The organism is Rhodobacteraceae bacterium M382 (genome assembly GCA_025141015.1).
Classification (GTDB): domain Bacteria; phylum Pseudomonadota; class Alphaproteobacteria; order Rhodobacterales; family Rhodobacteraceae; genus Aliisedimentitalea; species Aliisedimentitalea scapharcae.
This window is the reverse complement of sequence record CP081101.1, coordinates 143,100-164,801: the sequence shown is the minus strand read 5'-3', so window position 1 is coordinate 164,801 and position 21,702 is coordinate 143,100. Positions and strand designations below refer to the sequence as shown.

18 protein-coding genes and 1 tRNA gene are annotated in these 21,702 nt (G+C 57.8%); 11 read left to right on the top strand and 8 right to left on the bottom strand.

Annotation, left to right across the window (positions count from 1 at the left end):
• Positions 1-8: 8 nt before the first annotated feature.
• The 4 genes from K3727_23200 to K3727_23185 are packed head-to-tail and all read left to right on the top strand — an operon-like array spanning position 9 to position 5,051.
• Positions 9-350, top strand: coding sequence for a sarcosine oxidase subunit delta (locus tag K3727_23200; protein UWQ93716.1), 342 nt, complete (start codon positions 9-11; stop codon positions 348-350).
• A gap of 1 nt (position 351) precedes the next feature.
• Positions 352-3,351 (top strand): sarcosine oxidase subunit alpha family protein, encoded by a 3,000-nt coding sequence (locus tag K3727_23195; protein ID UWQ93715.1) that lies wholly within the window; start codon positions 352-354, stop codon positions 3,349-3,351.
• Positions 3,344-3,913 (top strand): hypothetical protein, encoded by a 570-nt coding sequence (locus K3727_23190; protein UWQ93714.1) that lies wholly within the window; start codon positions 3,344-3,346, stop codon positions 3,911-3,913. The genes K3727_23195 and K3727_23190 overlap by 8 nt, the downstream gene beginning before the upstream one ends.
• Positions 3,914-3,917: 4 nt before the next feature.
• Complete coding sequence (locus tag K3727_23185) at positions 3,918-5,051, top strand: helix-turn-helix domain-containing protein (protein UWQ93713.1); 1,134 nt, start codon at positions 3,918-3,920, stop codon at positions 5,049-5,051.
• 16 nt (positions 5,052-5,067) lie between these two features.
• Here K3727_23185 and K3727_23180 read toward each other — a convergent pair whose 3' ends face one another.
• Both K3727_23180 and K3727_23175 read right to left on the bottom strand, forming a co-directional pair.
• Positions 5,068-6,363 (bottom strand): D-serine ammonia-lyase, encoded by a 1,296-nt coding sequence (locus tag K3727_23180; protein UWQ93712.1) that lies wholly within the window; start codon positions 6,361-6,363, stop codon positions 5,068-5,070.
• A gap of 171 nt (positions 6,364-6,534) precedes the next feature.
• Positions 6,535-7,800: a serine hydroxymethyltransferase gene (locus K3727_23175; GenBank protein UWQ93711.1), complete on the bottom strand. Its 1,266-nt coding sequence runs from the start codon at positions 7,798-7,800 to the stop codon at positions 6,535-6,537.
• A 111-nt stretch (positions 7,801-7,911) separates the two neighbouring features.
• Between K3727_23175 and K3727_23170 the strand changes: the two genes are divergently transcribed.
• Positions 7,912-8,820: a LysR family transcriptional regulator gene (locus K3727_23170; protein ID UWQ93710.1), complete on the top strand. Its 909-nt coding sequence runs from the start codon at positions 7,912-7,914 to the stop codon at positions 8,818-8,820.
• Here the strand turns inward: K3727_23170 and K3727_23165 are convergent.
• Positions 8,804-9,556 (bottom strand): IclR family transcriptional regulator, encoded by a 753-nt coding sequence (locus K3727_23165; GenBank protein UWQ93709.1) that lies wholly within the window; start codon positions 9,554-9,556, stop codon positions 8,804-8,806. The two genes, K3727_23170 and K3727_23165, sit on opposite strands and share 17 nt — an antisense overlap.
• 108 nt (positions 9,557-9,664) lie before the next feature.
• Between K3727_23165 and K3727_23160 the strand changes: the two genes are divergently transcribed.
• Together K3727_23160 and K3727_23155 are read left to right on the top strand one after the other, a co-directional pair.
• Positions 9,665-10,591, top strand: coding sequence for an NAD(P)-dependent oxidoreductase (locus K3727_23160; GenBank protein ID UWQ93708.1), 927 nt, complete (start codon positions 9,665-9,667; stop codon positions 10,589-10,591).
• Positions 10,588-11,358, top strand: coding sequence for a glucose 1-dehydrogenase (locus tag K3727_23155; protein UWQ93707.1), 771 nt, complete (start codon positions 10,588-10,590; stop codon positions 11,356-11,358). The genes K3727_23160 and K3727_23155 overlap by 4 nt, the downstream gene beginning before the upstream one ends.
• 280 nt (positions 11,359-11,638) lie before the next feature.
• Here the strand turns inward: K3727_23155 and K3727_23150 are convergent, their stop codons facing one another.
• Complete coding sequence (locus K3727_23150) at positions 11,639-12,277, bottom strand: LysE family translocator (protein UWQ93706.1); 639 nt, start codon at positions 12,275-12,277, stop codon at positions 11,639-11,641.
• Between the two features lie 1,437 nt (positions 12,278-13,714).
• Here K3727_23150 and K3727_23145 point away from each other — a divergent pair.
• Positions 13,715-13,788: transfer RNA gene (locus K3727_23145), tRNA-Cys, on the top strand.
• A gap of 644 nt (positions 13,789-14,432) precedes the next feature.
• On the opposite strand, the gene K3727_23140 is transcribed toward K3727_23145, so the two are convergent.
• Complete coding sequence (locus K3727_23140; GenBank protein UWQ93705.1) at positions 14,433-15,215, bottom strand: helix-turn-helix domain-containing protein; 783 nt, start codon at positions 15,213-15,215, stop codon at positions 14,433-14,435.
• A 128-nt stretch (positions 15,216-15,343) separates the two neighbouring features.
• Between K3727_23140 and K3727_23135 the strand changes: the two genes are divergently transcribed.
• From K3727_23135 to K3727_23125, 3 genes are read left to right on the top strand one after another with little or no spacing between them, the layout of a single operon-like run.
• Positions 15,344-17,206: a TRAP transporter fused permease subunit gene (locus tag K3727_23135; protein ID UWQ93704.1), complete on the top strand. Its 1,863-nt coding sequence runs from the start codon at positions 15,344-15,346 to the stop codon at positions 17,204-17,206.
• 22 nt (positions 17,207-17,228) lie between these two features.
• Complete coding sequence (locus K3727_23130; GenBank protein ID UWQ93703.1) at positions 17,229-18,260, top strand: TAXI family TRAP transporter solute-binding subunit; 1,032 nt, start codon at positions 17,229-17,231, stop codon at positions 18,258-18,260.
• A 56-nt stretch (positions 18,261-18,316) separates the two neighbouring features.
• Positions 18,317-19,960 carry a sulfatase-like hydrolase/transferase gene (locus tag K3727_23125; GenBank protein UWQ93702.1) on the top strand — a complete coding sequence of 548 codons (1,644 nt, stop codon included), beginning with the start codon at positions 18,317-18,319 and terminating at the stop codon, positions 19,958-19,960.
• Between the two features lie 44 nt (positions 19,961-20,004).
• On the opposite strand, the gene ureG is transcribed toward K3727_23125, so the two are convergent.
• From ureG to ureE, 3 genes are read right to left on the bottom strand one after another with little or no spacing between them, the layout of a single operon-like run.
• On the bottom strand, positions 20,005-20,622 hold the full coding sequence (gene ureG / locus K3727_23120) for an urease accessory protein UreG (protein UWQ93701.1): 618 nt from the start codon (positions 20,620-20,622) through the stop codon (positions 20,005-20,007).
• Complete coding sequence (locus tag K3727_23115) at positions 20,619-21,263, bottom strand: urease accessory protein UreF (GenBank protein UWQ93940.1); 645 nt, start codon at positions 21,261-21,263, stop codon at positions 20,619-20,621. The genes ureG and K3727_23115 overlap by 4 nt, the downstream gene beginning before the upstream one ends.
• Positions 21,247-21,699 carry an urease accessory protein UreE gene (ureE, locus tag K3727_23110; protein UWQ93939.1) on the bottom strand — a complete coding sequence of 151 codons (453 nt, stop codon included), beginning with the start codon at positions 21,697-21,699 and terminating at the stop codon, positions 21,247-21,249. The genes K3727_23115 and ureE overlap by 17 nt, the downstream gene beginning before the upstream one ends.
• Positions 21,700-21,702 lie beyond the last annotated feature (3 nt).

Genomic DNA, 21,702 nt, shown 5'->3' with positions numbered 1-21,702 from the left:
AAGAGAGCATGATCCAAGTAGATTGCCCCTTTTGTGGCAAACGCAACCTCACCGAATTCGCGTATGGCGGCGAGGCGCATATCGCGCGGCCCAAAGACATGGCTGCGATCAGCGATGCTGAGTTTGCCCGCTATCTGTTCACCCGCAAGAACCCCAAAGGCGCGCATCAGGAGCGCTGGAACCACGCAATGGGCTGTCGCCGCTGGTTCAACGCGGTACGCCACACGGTGACCGACCAGTTCTGGGCCACCTACAAGGTAGGCGAAACCGCGCCCCTGCCGCCCGACGATTGGGACGGTGTCCTGTCGAAATCCGAATTCGAAGCAACCACTGAAACCGAGGCCAAGTAAAATGGCGCAAGTAAACCGTGTAACCGGCAAAGGGCGGGTAAACCGCGCGAAACCGGTCAGCTTTACCTTCAATGGCAAAAGCTATCAGGGCTATGAGGGCGACACGCTTGCGTCCGCTTTGCTGGCCAATAATGTCAAACTTTTGGGCCGGTCGTTCAAATACCATCGCCCGCGCGGCGTATACACCGCCGGGTCCGAAGAACCCTCGGGCCTCGTGCAGTTGGAAACCGGTGCCTGGACCGAACCGAACACCCGCGCCACCATGGTCGAGCTTTATGACGGGCTGAGTGCGGCCAGCCAGAACTGCTGGCCCTCGGTCCACTGGGACGTGGGCGCGGTCAACAATGCAGCCTCCCGGCTCATCCCTTCGGGCTTTTATTACAAGACCTTCATGTGGCCCGCGAGCTGGTGGGAGAAAGTGTTTGAACCGGTGATCCGCAAGTCCGCCGGTCTGGGCAAATGTCCCGAAGAAAACGATCCGGATGTCTATGAACACCGCCATGTGCATTGCGATGTATTGGTTGTCGGCATGGGGCCCGCGGGTCTAGCGGCAGCGCTGAACGCGGGCCGCACCGGCGCGCGGGTCTTTGTTCTGGATGAAAACGCCTCGGCTGGCGGCTCGCTGCTGACCACGGGCGAAGATATCGACGGCAAGCCCGCCGACCAATGGATTGCTGACACGCTGAGCGAACTGGAGGCCATCGAAGAGGTTACCGTGCTGACCCGCACCACCGCTTCGGCCTATTACGACCACAACTACATCACCGCGCTAGAGCGGGTGACCAACCACAATGGCCCCCGTCAGAACGGCGTACGCGAACGGTTCTGGAAAATCCGGGCTGCACAGGTGGTGCTGGCTGCCGGCGCGCATGAGCGTCCGCCGGTTTTTGCGGAAAACGACCGCCCTGGCATCATGATGGCCAGCGCTCTGCGCACATATGTAAACCAATATGGCGTGCTGCCGGGCAAACAGGTGGTGATCTTCACCAACAACAACTCTGCCTATGCCGCCGCCATCGATGCCCGTGATGCCGGCGCAGAGGTGACCATCGTTGATACCCGTCCATCGCCATCAGGTCCGGCGTTCGAAGCCGCGCAGGCCAAAGGCATTCAGGTTGACGCAGGTTTTGGTATCGTCGCCACCAGGGGCAAACATAGCGTGAAAGGCTGTGAGATTGCGCCGCTTAGTAATGACGGGCGCACGGTCGCTGGCAATTCAATCCTGATCCCTTGCGACGCGATTGGCGTATCCGCTGGCTGGAACCCGTCGGTCCATATGTGGAGCCAAGCCCGCGGCAAAGTCGCCTGGGATCCCGCAGTGGCATGTTTCAAACCGGAGTTCTGCCAGCAGAAGGTCCGCGCGGCGGGTTCGGGCAATGGCACATTTGATCTGGCAGGTTGTCTGGCTGAGGGCACCGAGGTCGGCATGGCCGCAGCCCGGGACGCCGGATTTGACGGGGTTGCCAAGACCCCAATTGCAGCGTCTGAGGAAGCCTTTGACTTGCGTCCGATCTACTATGTACCGTCGCGCAAACCGGTGGGCGAAGGCAAAAAAGCCTTTCACGACCATCAGAACGATGTGACCGCCGCGGATATTCACCTTGCCCACCGCGAAGGGTATGTCTCGGTCGAGCATCTGAAGCGTTACACCACCACCGGCATGGCCACCGATCAGGGTAAGATGTCGAATGTGAACGCGTTGGCGATCATGGCGGATCTGCGCGGGGACACTATCCCCGGCGTCGGCACCACCACATTTCGCCCGCCCTATACGCCAACCACCTTTGGCGCGATGGCCGGACAGAACGCGGGCGAATTGTTTCACTTCACCCAAAAAACCCCGATGTGGGACTGGCACAGCCAGAACGGCGCAGTGATGGAGGCGATGGGCGATTTTCTGCGGCCCTTGGTCTATGCCCGCCCTGGCGAAAGCCACAAAGTCGCTGAGAACCGCGAAGTAAAGATGGTGCGTCAGTCGGTCGGGATCTATGACGCCTCGACCCTGGGCAAGATCGACGTGCGCGGCCCGGATGCCACCAAGTTCCTTAACCTTGTTTATACCAACGCCTGGGACAAGCTGAAGGTGGGCCAGGCCAAATATGGCTTCATGCTGAACGAACGCGGCATGATTTTTGATGATGGTGTCACCACCAAACTGGGCGAAAACCACTATCACATGACCACCACCACGGGCAACGCAGCGGCGGTTCTGGCCTGGCTGGAAGACTGGCTGCAGGTGGAGTGGCCGCATCTGGACGTGTATCTGACCAATGTGGCCGAACACTGGGCAGTCTGTTCGCTGGCCGGCCCCAACGCCCGCAAGGTGTTGGAAAAGCTCACCTCTCTGGATATCTCGGCTGGCGCCTTCCCCTTCATGACCATGAAGGACGGCAAAGTGGCGGGCCTCGACGCCCGCATCCTGCGGGTCAGCTTCACCGGTGAATCCAGTTTCGAGATCAATGTCCCCGCGCGCTATGGCCAGTATGTTTGGGAACAGATCATTGAAGCAGGTCGGGAGTTTGAGATCATCCCCTTTGGCACCGAAGCGCTGCACATCCTGCGCGCCGAACGCGGCTTTGTCGTTGTTGGCCAGGACACCGACGGCACGGTGACCCCGATGGACCTGGGCATGGGCTGGATCGTGTCGAAAAAGAAGGGCGACTTCATCGGCAAGCGCGGCTTTGACGCGCCCGAAGTGGCGCGCAGCGGGCGCAAGCAGCTGGTGGGCCTGCTGACCGACAAGCGCGACTATGTAATCCCGCATGGCTCGCATTTGGTGGAGATGGCCACCCAGGCGCCGCCGGTGAAAACCGTGGGCTGGGTCTGCTCGACCTATTGGTCAGAAACCCTGGGCCGGTCGATCGCGCTGGCGTTGGTCGAAGACGGCCGCGCCTGCATCGGTCAGACCCTTACAGTGCGCAACATCAATGGTGATGCTGAAAAAGTCACCCTGACCGCACCGGTGTTCTATGACGCAAAAGGAGAACGCGCCCATGCCTAAGGACATGGTATTTACCCCAGTTGCACGGTCGCTGATCACCCGGAAACCCCCGGTAACCGGCACCATCAGCTTGAACCACGCCGAGGAATTCGGCACTTTGAATCTTCGCCTCATGGACGAAGCGTCTTGTGTCGCGGCTTCCAAGGCGCTTGGCGTCAAGGTTCCAAAACAGGCCAACACCTTTGCCAGTATCGGTTTTGTCACCGTGTTGTGGCTGGGGCCAGACGAGTGGTTGGTACATGCACCGCACGCGGCCATCGCCAACCTTCAGACCGCGCTGGAAACAGCGCTTGTCGGCAAGCACACAGCGGTGACCGACGTCTCCGACCATTCGGTTGCCATGGTGCTGAGCGGTGAAGGGGCCCGTCGGATCCTGGAGAAGGGCTGTCCACTGGATCTGCACCCGCGCGTGTTCAGCACTGGCAGCTGCGCCCAGAGCCACTTCCTGCAAGCTGTAGTCATTCTCGCGCAGCTGGACCAGAACCGGTTCTTGCTTCGGGTACGCCGTTCGATGAGCGAGTATCTTTGGGACGCATTGGCCGACGCCATCGCCAAAGGTTGAAGACATGGGCAAGCCCGGTTTTCCGGGCCTGCCGTTTCACGTTCGCCCCGCTCAAGCGCATGATTCATTTTTTCTAGGCCAAGTTTGCAGAAATACTGGTTTGCTCCGCACCCGCGTGGCCGCCAGAATTGATCAAGTCCCGCCCCCCGCTTGTTGGAGTGTCCGAATGTATGATCAAGCCGTCGCCCCCTTCTCTGGCCGCTCAAGTTCCATCGGTCTGCACAAGGTCTCGATCCTGGTACAGTCCAGCAACTCCAATGCCGCCATTGGCGCCTGCACGGAATTGCTTGAAGCTGCAAATGAGCTGACGGGCCAGGATTTCTATCGTGTTAAGATCTCTGCCGGGCTTGATCACCTGCGCGGTGTCAGCAGTGGCGGGCGCAACCAGACCCTGATCCTGTTCGGGCAAAGCAGCGAACGTTGGCAGGCGTCCCCGGAAATCAGAAGTCCGCTACGTAGTAAATTGCCGTGTTTTCATCGTATCGGCCTGGTTGGCGGGGCGGTGTTCCTTTTGCAGGACCTGCCGGGACTGAGCCAACGCGAGGTGACTGTCCACCCTCGGCTTGAGTTTGCCGCACGAGAAAGCCGCTTTGCCGTGTGTTCAGACCCCGGCCCGGTCTGGCAGGACGGAAATGTCCACAGTGCCTTTGGCGGCATTGCCGCGATGCACATGATCCTGGCGCTGGTGGCCGAGGATCTGGGTGCCTTTGTGGCGCAATCCGTCGCCGCTGATGTCGGGCTCACCCTGGACACGCGCGCACGTGCCTTGTCTGAGCAGAGCAAATACATGCGCCAAGCTGAGGGCAGCCCCCTGCTCTTGCGTGGCCTTGAGATGATGCAGGACAATATCGAAACCCCAATCCCGGGCCGCAGCCTGGCGTTGGCGCTGGCTGTCTCGCCGCGCCAGTTGGAGCGTAGTTTTCGTTGTAAATTCGGCGAAACACCAATGACCGTCTACCGCAATATCCGGCTTGAGCACGCACATCAGCTTCTTTACCAAACTGACCTTCCGATCATGGAGGTTTGCGTGGCCAGCGGCTTTACCTCCAATTCCAATTTCTCGCACTGGTACCGGGAGCGATACGGGCAAAAGCCGACCGAAGCTCGCAAGTTGCGCTATACCGGGGTGGCCGGCTGATCCAGCCATCTGGGCCTCATGCCATCAGAGCGCGGCCTTTTTGCAAGAAACCCTGATATTCATCCTGGGGAACCAGGCTGCCGCCGGTGGCCCACATCACATGGGTACCTTGTCCGATGCAGGCATCCAGCCCGTGTTGCGCCAGATAGCCTTGCCCTTCCGCCGTTGACAGCAGCATCTGCGGTCCGCCAAGGCAGGCTGCGGCCGAAGGCTCCAACTGCAGCCCCGCATGTTCCTGTGCCAGCGCCAGCCAGCGGAACAAATCGTCATCCGCAACGGTGTAAACTCCACTCAGCAAGGGCTGCATGACTTGCGCCACGAACTGGCTGACCTCGGCTACCGCCATGCCATCTGCTTCGGTCTGGTTGGTCAGGCCGATGTCATAAACGTTCACCACGCTTTTCAGCCCCGACGCCAGTTGCACAAGTGCGCAGGGCGATTGTGCCGGTTCGACAAAGAAGCAATGGGCGTGATCGCCAAACACCTGCTTTAGCCCATAAGCTATCCCGCCCGGCGCACCGCCAATGCCGCAGGGCAGATAAAGGAATAACGGATGGTTCGCGTCCACCGAGACCTGCCGCTCGGTCAGCTGATCGCGCAACTCCGCAGCGGCGGCGGAATAGCCAAAGAACAGCAGTTCCGATCGTTCGTCATCGACGAAATAGACTGTTGAATCCGCCTGTGCCTGTTGTCGGGCTGAGGCGACCGCAGTGCCGTAATCCGCCTGGTGCTGCACCACATCGACCCCATGGCGGCGCAGGCGCGTAACCTTCCAGGGCTTGGCATCCGCCGACATATGTACGACGGCGCGGAACCCCAGCGCCCGGGCGGCGATGCCAACGCTTAGACCCAGGTTGCCGGTTGATCCAACCGCAACGGTGAAGCCGCCAAATTTCTCCCGCACGGCGTCAGATGCCAGCTCAGACGGTGTCGCATCCGGTGCGATCAACCCCAACTGCCGCGCGAGAGACAGCGCATGCAAGAAGACTTCATAGACCCCGCCGCGTGCCTTTACGGAACCCGCCACTGGCAGCGCGTGATCGCCCTTCACAAAATAACGACCCGGTGCCTTGCCCATGGCCGTCGCCAGATCCGTCGCCTCGGTCAATTCAGAGGCAATCACACCGCCGCTGTGTTGCAGATCGGCAAAGCAATGCTGTAGCAGCGGCCCCAGCAAGCGCCAGTTCTGTTCTGCCTCAGCTACCTGCTCTGGCCGCACTGGCACCTGCGCCGAGGCAGTGGGACCCAGCCCGGGGTTGATCCACATCAGCGGCTCTAGCGCGTGCAAGCGGCTCACCAGGGTTTTGTCCATTTCGTTGTCCTTTTTGCTTGCAGCCAGCATGCCCGATTTCGGATTTGCAACCATCCCGGAAACGGCTGGCAGGTAATGTGTTTGCGGCATAAAAATGCCCCGCCGCAATAAAGAGAGCACGGCGAGGCCAGGACAGCAGGTGGTGGACAGCCTGCTGGGGAGAGTAGTGGATCAGCCGTTGTAGACTGGGAAAGCAGTGCAGAGTTCGGCCACTTGGGCCTTGCAGCGTGCGACGGCGGCATCGGTGTCTTCGGCAGCTTCGGCCTCGACCAGGTCGGCGATCATCTCACCCAGCGCCTCGAACTCGGCTTCCTTCATGCCCCGCGTGGTGGCCGCGCCAGCCCCCAAGCGCAGGCCGACCCATTCGGGTGGACGCGGGCTGTCGTTGGGAATGGCATTCTTGTTGGCGGTGATATTGGCCTGTTCCAACACCGTTTCGGCGCGTTTGCCGGTGATGCCCTTGGGGCTGAGATCGACCAGCACCAGATGGGTGTCGGTGCCGCCCGACACGATGCGCAACCCGCGTTTTTGCAGGGTCGTCGCCAGAGTTGCGGCATTGCTCTTCACCTGCGTGGCATATTCTTTGAACTCATCCGTCAAAGCCTCGCCCAGGCACACGGCCTTGGCCGCGAGCACTTGGCTGTGGATTGAGCCCTGAACACCTGGGAAAACTGCCGATTGCAATTTTTTGAACCAGTCTGCGTTGTTGGTCAGGATCAGCCCGCCACGGGGTCCTCGCAGGGTTTTAGTGGTTGTGCAGGTGACGATATCGGCATGCGGAAAGGGGGAAGCGTGTACGCCGGCCGCGACCAGACCGGCGATATGGGCCATGTCCACATGGAACCAGGCACCTACCTTTTTGGCGATCGCCCCCATACGTTCAAAATCGATCGCGCGCGGGTAGGCCGAGCCGCCGGTGATGATCAGCTTGGGCTGAATTTCTTCTGCCTGACGTTCCAAGGCTTCATAGTCGATAACTTCGCTGTCCGCATCAACGCCATAGTGGTGCGGCTCAAACCAGCGGCCCGAAAGGTTGGCCTTCAACCCGTGGCTCAGATGGCCACCTGCGGCCAGATCCAGCGACAGAACCTTGTCGCCCGGTTTCAGCAACAGAAAGAAAACCGCCAAATTGGCTTGGCTGCCGGAATGCGGTTGGACATTGACATAATCGCAGCCGAACAGCTGCTTGGCACGATCAATGGCTGCATCCTCTACCACGTCGACAAAACGCCCGCCGCCGTGAAAGCGGTTGCCCGGATAGCCCTCGAGCGTCTTGTTGGTCATCTCGTGGCCTAGTGCATCCAGCACCGCCCGGCTGACAATGTTTTCCGAGGCGATTAATTCGATCTGGTCCTGCTGGCGCGTCTTCTCGCTGGCCAGGGCTTTGGCCACCAGCGGATCGGCGGCGACGACGGATTGGGTGAAATGCTGCGACATGAGGGCTCCTTAGGATCACATGTTGGACTGCCCTCAAGATGCGGTTTTCAACCTGTTCAAAGCAAATCAGTATTGCTATAAATTTCGCGTAGAAAAACTAAGGCTCAGATCATGGCAATTGTCCCCGTCCGTCCCAAAGGGCCACATCTGAACGCACTGCGTGCGTTTGAAGCTGCCGCACGATTGGGCAGCTTTACTGCGGCCGCCGACGAACTGGCGGTGACCCCTGGTGCCGTCACCCAGCATATCAAATCGTTGGAGGCCTGGGCCGAGGCGCCGCTGTTTGTCCGCAATGCCCGTGGAGTCGTGCTGACACCGCTTGCCGAGGAGCTGTTGCCCGGATTCACGTCAGCCTTCGATCAGCTCGGATTGGCGGTGCAGGCCCTGCGCGCCAAAGCGGCACCGAGTAAAGTAAAAGTAGCAGCCCTGCCCTCGATTGCTCAGCTATGGCTGCCGCCCCGGCTTGGGCAGATACGCAGGGCTGTACCGGAAATTTCAGTATCCGTGGTCGCGATGGAAACTCCGCCAAATCTGACCCGCGAACCTTTTGATCTGACCTTGTTCTACAGCGCTGCTCCATTGGGTACCAACGAGGTGGAAGTCGCCCGAGACAGGATTTTCCCGGTCTGCGCCCCTGAGATTGCGGCACGTCTGGACGGGCTTGCCGACCTGAGAAAAGAAACGCTATTGCATGATGGGGCTTGGGCCAATGACTGGGACATGTGGTTGAGCGCCCAGCCAGATGGCGATGGGATTGCCCGCGCCGGCACAGTGCATTCGTTGTTTTCCGTTGCCCTGGAAGAAGCCCGCCACGGTGGCGGTGTGCTGATCGCGCATGAGGCACTGGTCCAGCCGTTACTTGGCAGTGGTGAACTGGTGCGACCATTTTCAGCCAGCCTTGATTTGCCGACACGCCTCGTCGCAGAGACGGCTCCGTCTTTTGCCAGATCCCCCATTTTCAACCAAGTTCGAAACCTGTTGCTGGGCGAGACGTCATCGGCACCTACAAGCGGTCGCTGATCTGCCCCGATGCGACCTTGGCGGCCGTAACAATCGACTCTGTCCTTTCAGCTTCGAACCGGTACCCAGGGATGGTGATGCTGATTGAAGCCACTGGTCGCCCATGGCGGTCCATTACCGGCACGCCAATCCCGAAGACATCCGGGAATTCCTCTTCGAAATTTGTTGCATAACCCCGCTTTCGGGTTTTCTCCAGATCGGCAGACAGCGTTGCAGGATCCGTCAGAGTTGCGGGCATCAAAGCCTGCAGATCAGCGGCCAAAATCCGGGTGGCAACGCCTGGATCAAAGGCCGCAATCGCCTTTCCGGCTGAGGAACAATGGTACGGCGAGATTGATCCTATGGTTCCAACGGTGCCAACCGGATGGGTGCTGCGGTGGACAGCGATATAGGTCACTCCGGCAGGCTCTGGCACCGCCAGATGAACGGTTTCGCCGGTCTGGTCTCGCAACGTTTCCAATACGTCCCTGGACAGCTCGGGCAGACGCAGGTCCTCCAACATGATTCGTGTCATCCGCAGCAGACCAAATCCCAGCTGAAACGTTTTGTCGTAAAAATCTTGACGCACCAGCCCCTCGGACATCAGCGCTTGCAGTATGCGGTGCAAGGTTGCCTTGGGCATCCCGGTAACCTTCTGAAGATGTGCAAGATTTGCGGGTCTGCCGATCTCCGACAAAAGCTTCAGGACCTGAATACCCTTGGTCAGTGCCGCTGCTCCGGGAACCGGTTCCGTCAATGCCAGCCTCCAAATCACTTGACTCCGCAGGATTGCGGAGCATAGCTAAGTTCATAATATGGATTAGTGTTCCATATATTGGGACAAAAGACAAGAGGGAAACGAAAGATGGCGCAGGAACGTATTGGTCTGATCGGACTGGGGAATGTCGGTGGCTTCTATGCTCGCAATCTGCTCAAGGCCTTTGGTGCCTTGACGGTCTATGACCGGGACCCCGCGAAATGCACCGCGTTGCAATCCGAGGGTACTACTATTGCCGCGTCCTCTGCGGATTTGGCGGCGCAGACAGACATCATTGTGCTGGCCTTGCCGAACCCACAGGCTGTGCAGCAGGAAATTTTTGCCGAGAACGGTATCCTCGCCGCCGCAAACACCGGTGCGTTGGTCATGGACATTTCGACCATCGATCCCGAAACCGCCACCAAACTTTACCAAAGCTGCGATCGCGCCGGGTATCAGTATCTGGAGTGCCCGATGTCTGGTGGTGAGCCGGGCGGAGCCGGGCATTTTGGCGCGCAAAAGGGGCTGATCACCTTTATGGCAGGCGGTGATCAGGCGGCTTTTGATCGTGCCGTCCCGGTGTTTGATGCGTTGGGCAAACATTGGATGCTGTTGGGGCCCGCTGGTACCGGCAATGCAGTCAAGCTGATCTCGAATCTCATCGCCGGGCTCTATATGGCTTCCATGGCCGAAGGGTTCGTGCTGGGCGCGGCGATGGGCATCTCCCATGAGACCTTGCTCAAGGTATTTCGCCACACCGACGCGCAAAGCTTTACCATGTTCGAAGAGTTCGCCCCCCATCTTTCATCCAATGACTACGAGGAAGGCTTCCCTGTTGAGTTGATGCACAAGGATCACCGTCTTGCCGGGGAAATGGCGCGCAAACACAACGTGCCACTTTATTTCAATTCCCTTGCGATGGAGCTCTATCAGACCGCGATGGCCCGCGGTTTTGGGCGCAAATCCCATGCTGCAATTGTCGAAAGCATGGCCTTGGCCGCCAATGTCAACCTGACCAACAAGGGGGCAGCATGATGGACCGTTTTACAGGCCAGGTTGTGGTTGTCTCCGGCGGAGCCGATGGCTGCGGTGCCGCTGCCGCGCTGCGCTTTGCCGCCGAAGGGGCCAAGGTTGCGATCCTGGATGTCAACGAAGTCAAGGGCAAGGAAACCGCAGCCCGGATCAGGGCCACCGGCGGGGAAGTGATTTTTGCCAGAACCGATGTGTCGCTGGGCGCGGATGTTCACGCCTCGATCAAGTCGGTAATCTCCGCCTGGGGCCGGATCGATGTTCTTTTTAATCACGCGGGCACGGTGATCGTTAAGCCGTTCCTGGACACAACAGAGGCGGATTGGAACAGGATGATGGCGGTCAACGTCAATTCAATGTTCCATACCTCACAGGCGATTTTACCCCACATGATAAAGGCCGGCGGTGGGGCCATCGTGAATACCACGTCAATTTCAGGTCTGACCGCGTCCGCGCTGGAGGCGGCGTATTGCACGTCCAAAGGTGCCTGCATCCAGCTGACCCGGGCCATCGCTGTTGAATTTCGGGACAAGGGCATCCGCTGCAATTCTGTTGCTCCTGCGTTGATCCGCACTGCGCACGGGACAAGAGAAGCTGAGGAACTGATAGCGTTGGGTCAAGACTGGTCCGACGAGGACGTGGCCCGTATGCAAGGACGCATTTGTGAGCCGGAAGAGGTAGCCGCGGCAGTTCTGTTCCTGGCGAGCGATGATGCAAGTTTTATCAACGGTGAAACCCTGATGGTGGATAACGGTCAATTTTCGATGACATAACCTTTGCAGGCCCAGGCAGAACATCGAGCCGCCTGCCGAGTTTTGCTAACTGACATAGACTGCCACTTGGTGCCTGCTGGTTTTCAGAAAGGACCGGCAATGTGGAGAATGTCGTGCTGTCTGGGTGGCTGGCCTGCTGAATCGACAGGATGTCGCAAAACGTTTGTCGTGTATTCAGCCTTCGGTGCGTAAGATCAAAAGCGCTGAACCTCTCGCCGAGCTCTTGTGGGTTCTTCGGGCCGGCCCAGGCCTCCTCAGGGTGATTAGCCTGGGCAGCTGTTTAGATGCTTGGCTTGAAGCTCGCAAGTTTCACGCCGAATCCGATAAAGACAACTCCTGTCACACCTTTCAGCCATCTCTGGAAATGGCCGCTCCGCGCCACCGAAGTGAGTTTGGCGAACAGAAGTATCATGGCCGAGAACCAGACTGCTGCCACAACCGAGTGAAAAAACACAAGAAGGAAGGAGGAAGCGGCAGAGGTTTCGCCCACAGTGATGAACTGCGGGAAGGCCGCTAGGTAGAACATCGACACTTTCGGATTCAGGGCGTTGGTAATAAATCCTTCCACAAAGGCACGCCACAGAGTTCTGCGGTTTCTTGCTGGGGAAACTTTTTCAGCGGTTTCGACACCTTTGAAGGCCGCATGCAGCGCCTTGATCCCGATCCAGATGAGATAGGCCGCGCCGAGGTACTTCACGATCATGAAGGCCGTCGACGACTTGACCAAAATTATCGAAATGCCAAGCACAGACAGCGCACCGTGCAGAAAGAAGGCTGTGACAAACCCGGCAACATTCGCAAATCCGGCGGAACGCCCTGACGTTGGGACAGTCTTGGCAATCAGGAATCCATTCGGGCCTGGTGACATGACCAATAGCGTAGCAACAAACATGAATGCGGCAATCTCTGACCAAGCCATGCGCGAAACCTCCAAACTGTGATCACAGAGACTTTTGCCGCATCCAGGCCATCCAGTCAATTCGTGGCAGTTGTTTCGATACAATTTATAGGACCAAATTTTCTCTCGTATCGTAATCCCTCCTGAAATTGACGGTGTTCAAAGGCTGAATTTGCTCGACCAGATATCCGAGGAGATGTTGAATGAAGAACGGACGATTTGGCGACGTGCAGATCATGGGACTCCTGAAGCACGCAGAGGACGGTCTGCCGGTTTCTGAACTGTGACGGAATAAGGGATGAGCCGTGCAAGTTTCTACAAATGGCCGGCCAAATTTGGCGGCATGGACGCGTCCCTGATCGCCGGGATGAAAGACCTGGCCGAACAGAACCTGTGCTTCAGGAAGATGCATCCCGAGATGCGCATGCAGAACGCGCTGTTGAATGAGGCTCTTGGAAAAAATCGCAAAGGCCGTCTCACAGGCGAGCGAAGGCCGCGAAACCGGTGGCACAGCCGCCGCCAGTCGGTTTCCAAAAGAACGGCGGCACGGGCAGACAATTTTCCAGGTTGGGGCAATTCCTTTGGTGATTGGCTGCGCTCGCTCTTGCAGGGGCTGAAAACCGTGGCCACTGGGGCGATCCGTGAGAAAAACACCGCATCGTGCCCCGCTCCACTGGCCCTGCATCTCTGCGACAGGCCCGGATCAATCGCAGATTGCGCAAGCTTCCCTGTCATGCCGCGTGACCCGACACAAGCCAGCCAAAGACGCACATTTCTTGGGCAAGACTATCTACGATTCCCAGATTGTGCCGCAGAGCTATCCCGGTGTCGCGCAGGGCCCATGCCACCTCAGGCTCCGCCAGAACGCCAGCGATTCTGTTGAACCGCCCGCCGCCAGGGACCATATCGCTGTGAGATCCGATAGTCAGCGTACCACCCTGTGGATCGCTCCCATAGCGCCACCCGATCAGATTGCCCGCGGCATCAACGATGGGTGTCAGTTCCGCCGCGCAGAATTGGTCTTTCAGATAGGCACGCCCCTTGAGGGATATCTCGCCAAAGGCCCGGCGCTTTGTGTTTGTTCACACGCGTACTCTGCAGGCCCGCCGAGAAAAGATGAACTCACCGTGTCCCGGCACGGCCAGCACGTCGGCGCCGTCAAACACTTGTTGGACGCGCAAAAAGTTTGCTGCCCGTAGATAGAGCAGGTCGATGCCTGCATGTGCGCCCTTCGCTGCCGCAGCCAGCACATGAAACGGCTTTCTGTCCAGACAACCGGTGCCGGTGAAACGTACACAGGCAGTGCCCCCGACACATGCGCAAAATGGTCGGCGCGATGATGGTCATGAACTGGCTAAACTGACCTTGCTGGAGAACCAATCCAAACCAAAGACTGTATGGCAGAAGCTATTGCACATCCATTCCGACTCAGTTAAATGCTGGCCTCACACTACTTTAGGCGAGTTGGCGGAGTGGTGACGCAGCGGATTGCAAATCCGTGTACACCGGTTCGATTCCGGTACTCGCCTCCAAGACGCAAGCCATTGATATGGCTCACATATCAGAACGCGACGCTGAGATGCGCGGGCTGTCCACTGATTTTCAGGGGACGCCTATGCTCATCAAGGACGCAATCCGACTGTAGCGGCGCACTAAGTTTGGCAGAATTTTGTAGCGGCGCACTAGCTTCTGGATTTTTTGTGACTAGCCTCTGGACAGAAATTTTTTTCACCAAGCCAGTTCCTGACATGGTCAGACCACTATCGGGCTCTCCATAACGAACACTCGTTGATCCCCCAAAGTTACACGACGTTCGACCAGTGCATTTAGGTAGCGCCGCCTGCTGTGCCCTTCAACGAGTAAATAGTTACAGCACTCCTATTCTGGCAGTATGCATCGAAATTTTTAAGTGCTGCCGGAGGCCTGCTGGCAGCCCGAAGCGGGCATGGTGTTTCGACACTTCCGGGCGGAAGCCGGACCTTCGCTACGGGTGCACGATTGGAACGAAGAAACGGGCGTAGGCATTCAGCGGTTGGAAAAATCATGCTGCTTCAGATATTGATCGCCCCCTTTTCAGTGGGTTTTCACTGAAAACACGCGCTTGAAAAAATTTTGGATCAAGATAGCAAAAATTGGCGACACAGCTTTCGCGTTCTTTCGCAGCCCAACCTTTGTATCAGATGAAATCCGCATAGCTCCGGCCAATCCGATTTGCCGTTGACTGCAGATGCGACAAGTGAGCTTCCGCAACAGCCTCGATTGATTGATCGCTTGCATTCCACACAATATTGAGAGCGCCAATTGCTTCTGAACCAGAAAAGATTGGAACAGCAATCGCTGAGGGTAACTCACCATAATCTACGGCCCGCCCCCAATGGCCGTGTGCACGAATTGCGTAACCCCGTTTGGCACCGTCCGTCAGAAGTTTCTGCAACGGTGGGCCGACACCAACTGTGTCGCGTGCCCGACGTTTTTCTACAAGCTGTAGTTCATCGAAGTTACCCGTTTCAGCAAGCCCCATGAGAAAGGCGACCCCAAGGCCTGAATGAGTAGGAGAGGGACGAAAACCAACGGCATCCGGATAGACACCATGTTTTTTGAACACGCGCGTCGTATCCACGATCTCTGTCCGGCCCTCGCCTATCGCAGCGGCCAGATCAACACCCAATCCGGTGTCTATGGAAAGCCGCACGATCTCTTCTTTGGCGACAGCCACAAGACGGTCGGCCAATTCCGGCATGCCGCCGGAATGGGGGAAACCCGAGCCGATTTGATAACAGCCGTCGCTGCTTCTGCGGATCAGCCAGCGCCGATTTTCCAACGTCGCACAAATACGCAGCAATGTCGGCTTCGGCAGGTCTGTCTGCTCGGCCAGAAATGCCAGTGAACTCGCGCCAGAGCGATGGACAACTTCAAGCACCATGAGGCCGCGTTCGATGGATCGATTTAATTTTGTCATATCATATTTCACCTAGTGAAACAGTAAATCGACAAGAGTTCACGGGTTCAATAGTTTTCTACCACGCGCACCACGCATCGAACCAAAGACCGGGGCAGTTTGGAGCGCGTCACACTTGGGAGGAAGCTGTGCCAGAAAACAAACAAAATGCGTATCTCGGATACGTAGTGACGGGACTGTCGCTGATGATCATCGGCGTTGTGTTTTACGTGTCGGTTTTCGGTGTGTTCTCAGATTCCTACCTTCGTGTGGGTATGCTATTGGGCGGCGGATTGCTGATCATCCTGTCCTCGTTTGGGCGCAGCGACAGTCTTTTGGATCGAGCGCTTCTGTTTGCGGCCGCAATGGCCGTGATTCTGAGTGTTTACCAGTATTTTCGCGCCGCCGAAGAGATTGAAACCGGTCTATACTTTTTGACACCAACTGACATCTGGATGGGCTTTCTGGGTCTGTTTGCAGTCATCGAATTAACCCGCCGATCTGTCGGTCTTGTCATGGCAGTGGTTGCCAGTGTCCTGCTGGCCTATGGGGCTTTCGGCCATCTGGCACCAGGTTTCCTCAGACACGCTGGGATCTCAACCGAAGAACTTATGACCGTTCTGTGGTATTCCTTTGACGGTGTCTTTGGACGTCCCATGGCCACAGTTGTCTCGACAATCCTGATCTTCATCGTCTTCGGATCACTTCTTGAATTGCTCGCGATTGACCGCGTTCTGGTGCAACTTGCGATGGCTGCTACCGGAAGAATGCGGTCAGGTCCCGCGGCAGCGGCCACAGTGGCAAGCGGGTTGTTCGGAACCATTTCAGGCAGCGCTGTCGCCAATGTCGTGGGCACGGGTGTCATCACCATCCCCCTGATCAAGAAGCGCGGGTTTTCACCCCGGTTCGCAGCCGCAGTTGAATCTGCAGCCTCGAGTGGAGGCCAGATCACGCCACCAATCATGGGCGCAGTGGCCTTTATCATGGCCGACGTCACCAATGTTCCCTATCTGACCATTTGTGCCGCCGCGGCCGTGCCAGCTCTGCTGTATTATGGCGGCCTGTTCGTCGCGATTTCGAGCGCTGCGCGGAACATGGATCTCGCCGAAGAGCCACGCCCGAACATCTCCTTCAATTGGCGGGAACTCGTGCAAATCGGCATTTTTGTTCTGGCCCTTGCAGGCATCGTGGTGACCATGGTCGGAGGATCGTCTCCTGCTTATGCAGGCTTTGTCGGGGTTGCTTTGGCCGCAGTTCTGGGCTTTGCAGTGCGCCCCGATCTATTGACCAATGGGAAGGCATGGTTGAAATTTATCCGTTCGGCGGGCCTGATTTCGGCGCAACTGGTGGTGATCGTGGGCGCTGTGGGTATCGTCATCGGCGTGTTGAATCTGACCGGCGTGGGGCTGCGCTTTGCATCGCTTCTGTCGGGTCTTGCCGAAGACCAGATGATCCTGTCGCTGATCCTGATGGCGATTGCCTGCCTTTTGCTGGGGATGGGGATGCCAACGGTTCCGGCCTATCTGATCATCGTGTTGGTCATGGGTCCGTCGCTTCAGAAACTTGGGGTTCCAATCGTTCACACCCATATGTTTGTGCTGTATTTTGGTGTGCTGTCGGCCATCACCCCACCGGTTGCGCTTGCCGCCTTTGCAGCGGCCCCGATTGCAGGATCAAGCCCGATGCCGACCGCGCTCGAAGCGTCCAGACTTGCGCTTCCGGGGTTCGTGATCCCGTTTGCTTTTGTCTATCAGCCCGCGCTTCTACTCGGAACCGGGTTCCACTGGACAGAGTCGCTACAAGCCATCCTGTTCGTTCTTCTTGCCACCATCCTGATCTCGCGTGCCTGTTATCCGCGACGCGGCAAGGGCTACATGGTGCCCGTCGGGCTTGGACTGGCCGTCGCACTTATCTTCTTTGGACCAATCTTTTCATGGATCGCCGCAGCCGCGGGAATCGCGCTGATGTATTTCGACCGGTTGGACCTGAACATCAAAGACCAAACTTCATAATCACACTAGGGAGAGAGACATCATGAAGACAACACACCTTAATCGCCGCAGCTTGTTGGGTGGCACCGCCGCGCTCGCGACGCTGAGCATTCTGCCACGTGCCGCCCAAGCCAAAGAGCTTTTGCGCATGTCCACACTGGGGCCGGGCACCAGCCCGAACCTGGTGATGACGACCTTTGCCAACATCGTAAACAAAGACCTGCCGGACTATGAAATCCAGTTGAACGCCACCGGCGCGGCCACGCGCCATGTGCTTGAAGTTGCCATGGGCAAAACTCAGTTCTGCATGACCTCACCGGCCTTGCATGCATTAATGTCTAACCAGAAAGCCATGTTTGCAAAACTGGACCAAGCGCCGGAGCTGTCCAAGAAACTACGGACCGTGCTGAATTTCCCCATGGGCGTTTACCACATCGCGGTTTATGAATCCTCGGGCCTCAAGTCGATTGAAGACGCACGCGGCAAACGCGTATTCCTCGGCCCTCCGGGCGGTGCAGCTTATGCAACGATGAAGCGCCTGTTCAAGGCCGTGGCTGGTCTGGAAGAAGGCACTGACTACGAAGCGGTCAAGCTGGGGTGGGATGCTGCGGCGGCCTCGTTCCAAGATGGCAATCTGGATATCTACTGCAACCCAACAAACGCGCCCAGCCCCGTGCTGACACAGATCGCGGTGACCAACCCGATCCGTTTCCTTGGTATCCCTGCGGACAAACTGGAAACCGATGGCGTCAAGGCTCTGGTCAATCGTCCGGGCTTTGGTGCAGGCACGCTTCCTGCGGGCGTTTACGGTGACAACCAGAAGAACGAGAGCGACACAACCACCCTGCGTGTCACCGTCGGTATTGTCACCAATGACAGCGCAGACGATGAGATGATCTATGAGATGACCAAATCATTCTTTGCCGGTGTTGCCGAGATGCGAGATAGCGCACCTTGGCTGGCAGCTGTCACACCAGAAGGTGCTGTGGCCGACATCAATATGCCCCTGCATCCGGGTGCACTGCGCGCGCTTGAAGAGATGGGTGTCACCATCCCGGATGTTGCCCGCGGTTAATCAAAGATCGGTCGGGGCGGCACCGCCCCGACCCAAAATCCAGCTGGTGTTGAAGCATGCCCAAAAACGTCCTTTTCATTATGTGCGACCAACTTCGGTGGGATTATCTTTCCTGCACGGGTCATCCGCATCTCCACACGCCCCATATCGACAGGCTTGCGGAACGCGGGGTTTTGTTTGACCGAACTTATGTTCAGTCTCCGATTTGTGGCCCTTCGCGCATGTCATTTTATACCGGGCGTTATACCAGTTCTCACGGCTCGACCTGGAACAACATCCCGCTCAAAGTGGGCGAGATGACGCTGGGGGACCACTTGCGCCCGCTGGGTGTTCGCACGGCGCTTTGCGGCAAAACCCATATGACCGCAGATGTCGAAGGCATGCGCCGCCTTGGGTTGGCGCCGGACAGCACGATCGGCGCGTTGGTGTCGGAATGCGGTTTCGAACCTTACGAACGTGATGATGGCTTGCACCCGGACGGGCCCCGCTATGCACGCAACACGGCTTATGACACCTATATGAAGGAACGTGGCTGGCCAGATGAAAACCCCTGGCAAAGCGTCGCCAACAGCGCCCAAGACGATGACGGCAACATCCTGAGCGGTTGGTTCATGGACAACGCTGACAAACCCGCACGCGCCGCTGATGAAGAAAGCGAAACGCCCTATATCACCAGCCGCGCGATGGATTTCATCCGCGAGGCTGGTGATACGCCGTGGTGTTTGCACCTGAGTTATATCAAACCCCATTGGCCCTATATCGTGCCTGCGCCTTATCACGACATGTATGGTCCCGAGACCCATTTGGACCCGGTGCGCACCGACGCCGAGCGCGCCGACCCTCACCCCGTTTACGGCGCCTTCATGGAAGAGCGTGTCTCAAAAGCGTTCTGCGATGACGGAACACGCACCCGTGTTCTGACCGCCTATATGGGCTTGATCAAACAGATCGACGATCAGATCGGCAGGTTGATGGGTTTTCTAGACGACCAAGGCATCACCGATGACACGATGATCGTGTTCACCTCGGACCACGGCGACTATCTGGGGGATCACTGGATGGGGGAAAAAGAGCTGTTCCACGACGCTTCTGCTCGCATTCCGCTTATCGTGGTTGATCCGCGACCTGAAGCCGACGCAACGCGCGGCGTGAAATCTCCGGCGCTGGTCGAGGCGATCGACGTTGTTCCAACGATCCTGAATTACTTCGACGGAGAAGACGTTCCTCATATCATTGAAGGAAAATCGCTTCAGCCGATCCTGCATGGACAGGTAGAAAATCTGCGCGATTTCGCGGTTTCCGAATACGACTATTCGATGCGCAATGTTCGAAAGCGTCTTGGCGTATCCGTTCAGGATGCAAAACTAACGATGCTGTTTGATGGGCGATGGAAATACACCTTTGCCGAAGGCTTTCGACCGATGCTTTTCGATCTGGAAACCAATCCCGATGAAATTGCCGATCTTGGGGCCGATCCTGCCTATGCGGATGAACTGACCCGTCTGGAAAAGATGTTCTTCGGCTGGTCGCGTCGCACATCCCAGCGCACAACGCGGTCGGATGCTTGGATTGCCGCGCGTGACCCGAGCCTTGGAGAAGCCAAGGCAGGAATTCTGATCGGCTATCGCAATGAGGCAGAGCTTCACGAGGTTTTGCCCGAGACCAAACCCAAGGCAAAAAACACCGGCAAGATCTCCTGAAAGAATGTAGGATGTTAACCTTCGACGGTGCACCTGTCACAGCTCTAAACGCCCAGCCCCCCGGCATTTTCAAGCAACGGAATGATCTCTTCCACGCCTTCGCGATTGCGCAGAGAAGTAAATACGAAAGGCCGCCCGCGGCGCATCATTGTTGCATCGCGGTCCATGACGTCAAGCGATGCGCCCACGTGGGGGGCAAGATCAGTCTTGTTGATGATCAGGATGTCAGATTTGGTGATAGCTGGCCCACCCTTGCGGGGAATTTCTTCGCCAGCCGCCACGTCGATCACATAGAGGGTCACATCTGCCAGCTCAGGGCTGAATGTGGCCGACAGGTTATCGCCGCCGCTTTCGATTAGCACAATCTCCACATCCGGATGCCGACCGATCATCTCGGCCACAGCGGCAAGGTTGATCGATGCGTCTTCTCGGATCGCCGTGTGGGGGCAGCCGCCGGTCTCGACCCCGATGATGCGATCCTGCGGCAGAATCTGCATCCGCATCAGCGCCTCGGCGTCTTCTTGCGTGTATATGTCATTGGTGATGACGCCGATCGAAAACCTGTCGCGCAGGGCTTCGCTCAGCGCAGCCGTGAGGGTCGTCTTCCCGGCACCAACCGGGCCACCGATTCCGACGCGAAGCGGTCCGTTCATCGTGCTCATGTGCGGAAAATCCTTGAATACTGAGTTTCATGTTTCATGGAGGCGATGTCCGACAAAAAGGCGGAACTGCCGAGATCATCAAGCGCAGCACAGCTGGCTTGCGCAGCGACCTGGCTACAAAGCGGTGTCATTTCGCGGATCATCCGTTGCCCTTCGGTTTGGCCCAGCGGAACAAGACGCATCGTCACCGCCGCAAGGTTGGCCATGAAGGCTTGCAGGTAGAATTGAGTGGCGAGTTCGAGCGGCAGGCCCTGCAGACGGGCAGCGCGGCCAACAGCGACCGGATAGGTCAGCCCCTTCAGATCCGCGGCCCAGACCTTTGCGATGATATCACAGAATGCCTCGCCCTGAAGGCGGGTTTCCTTCAACCGTTCAGCCGACGCTGAAAAGGCGCGGCTCATGGCGTCTATCTCGTCCACGTCGGTGCTGCCAGCTCGATAGGCCGCGCCAAGGAACAGGCTGTCGTTCCATCCAGCGCCATGTCGCAGCACATCAGAAATCCACGCCTTGGATTGTTCTGTGTTGGTCACGTCCCCGGCATCAATCGCCCATTCCAACCCGTGCGAATAGGCGAATGCACCGACCGGGAAAGCTGGCGAGAACCATTGCGTCAGCGTGAGGATTTCAGTGGCTGTGGCCATGCGTCCGTCCATGACCATAAGCCCCGCCTTCTGGCGAGAAGGGCTCGACCACTTCGCGCACGTTGGCGCCAACCTTGTCCAGCATGTCGCGGATCACGTGGTCGCGTTGAATCAGCAACCGATCTTTCTCGATCTGACAGGGGGTATGGCGGTTACCGATATGCCAGGCGAGACGTGGCAGGTTGTCTCCGGTCACCTCTAACAAGTCTTCTTTGGCGGCAACAACCTCGATCAGCCGGCCATCTTCCAACGCGAACGCATCACCATGGTCGAGCGACGTGGTGTGGCCCAAGTCGACGAGGAATTGCTCGGCACGCATCGTGGTCAGCATCTTGCGACGCAGAAAACGGTCGTCGTAGCTGAGCGTCACAACGTCATAAGCACCGGACCAGTGTCCGGGTTTACGAATTTGGCGACTAGGCGGGAGAATGTTCATGGG

Coding starts and splice junctions, on each gene's coding strand:
- K3727_23130 (UWQ93703.1), top strand. CDS start 17,229: ATGAAGACAACACACCTTAATCGCCGCAGCTTGTTGGGTGGCACCGCC.
- ureG (UWQ93701.1), bottom strand. CDS start 20,622: ATGAGCACGATGAACGGACCGCTTCGCGTCGGAATCGGTGGCCCGGTT.
- K3727_23195 (UWQ93715.1), top strand. CDS start 352: ATGGCGCAAGTAAACCGTGTAACCGGCAAAGGGCGGGTAAACCGCGCG.
- K3727_23190 (UWQ93714.1), top strand. CDS start 3,344: ATGCCTAAGGACATGGTATTTACCCCAGTTGCACGGTCGCTGATCACC.
- K3727_23185 (UWQ93713.1), top strand. CDS start 3,918: ATGGGCAAGCCCGGTTTTCCGGGCCTGCCGTTTCACGTTCGCCCCGCT.
- K3727_23200 (UWQ93716.1), top strand. CDS start 9: ATGATCCAAGTAGATTGCCCCTTTTGTGGCAAACGCAACCTCACCGAA.
- K3727_23175 (UWQ93711.1), bottom strand. CDS start 7,800: ATGTCGCAGCATTTCACCCAATCCGTCGTCGCCGCCGATCCGCTGGTG.
- K3727_23180 (UWQ93712.1), bottom strand. CDS start 6,363: ATGGACAAAACCCTGGTGAGCCGCTTGCACGCGCTAGAGCCGCTGATG.
- K3727_23140 (UWQ93705.1), bottom strand. CDS start 15,215: ATGACAAAATTAAATCGATCCATCGAACGCGGCCTCATGGTGCTTGAA.
- K3727_23125 (UWQ93702.1), top strand. CDS start 18,317: ATGCCCAAAAACGTCCTTTTCATTATGTGCGACCAACTTCGGTGGGAT.
- K3727_23170 (UWQ93710.1), top strand. CDS start 7,912: ATGGCAATTGTCCCCGTCCGTCCCAAAGGGCCACATCTGAACGCACTG.
- K3727_23150 (UWQ93706.1), bottom strand. CDS start 12,277: ATGGCTTGGTCAGAGATTGCCGCATTCATGTTTGTTGCTACGCTATTG.
- K3727_23155 (UWQ93707.1), top strand. CDS start 10,588: ATGATGGACCGTTTTACAGGCCAGGTTGTGGTTGTCTCCGGCGGAGCC.
- ureE (UWQ93939.1), bottom strand. CDS start 21,699: ATGAACATTCTCCCGCCTAGTCGCCAAATTCGTAAACCCGGACACTGG.
- K3727_23160 (UWQ93708.1), top strand. CDS start 9,665: ATGGCGCAGGAACGTATTGGTCTGATCGGACTGGGGAATGTCGGTGGC.
- K3727_23115 (UWQ93940.1), bottom strand. CDS start 21,263: ATGGCCACAGCCACTGAAATCCTCACGCTGACGCAATGGTTCTCGCCA.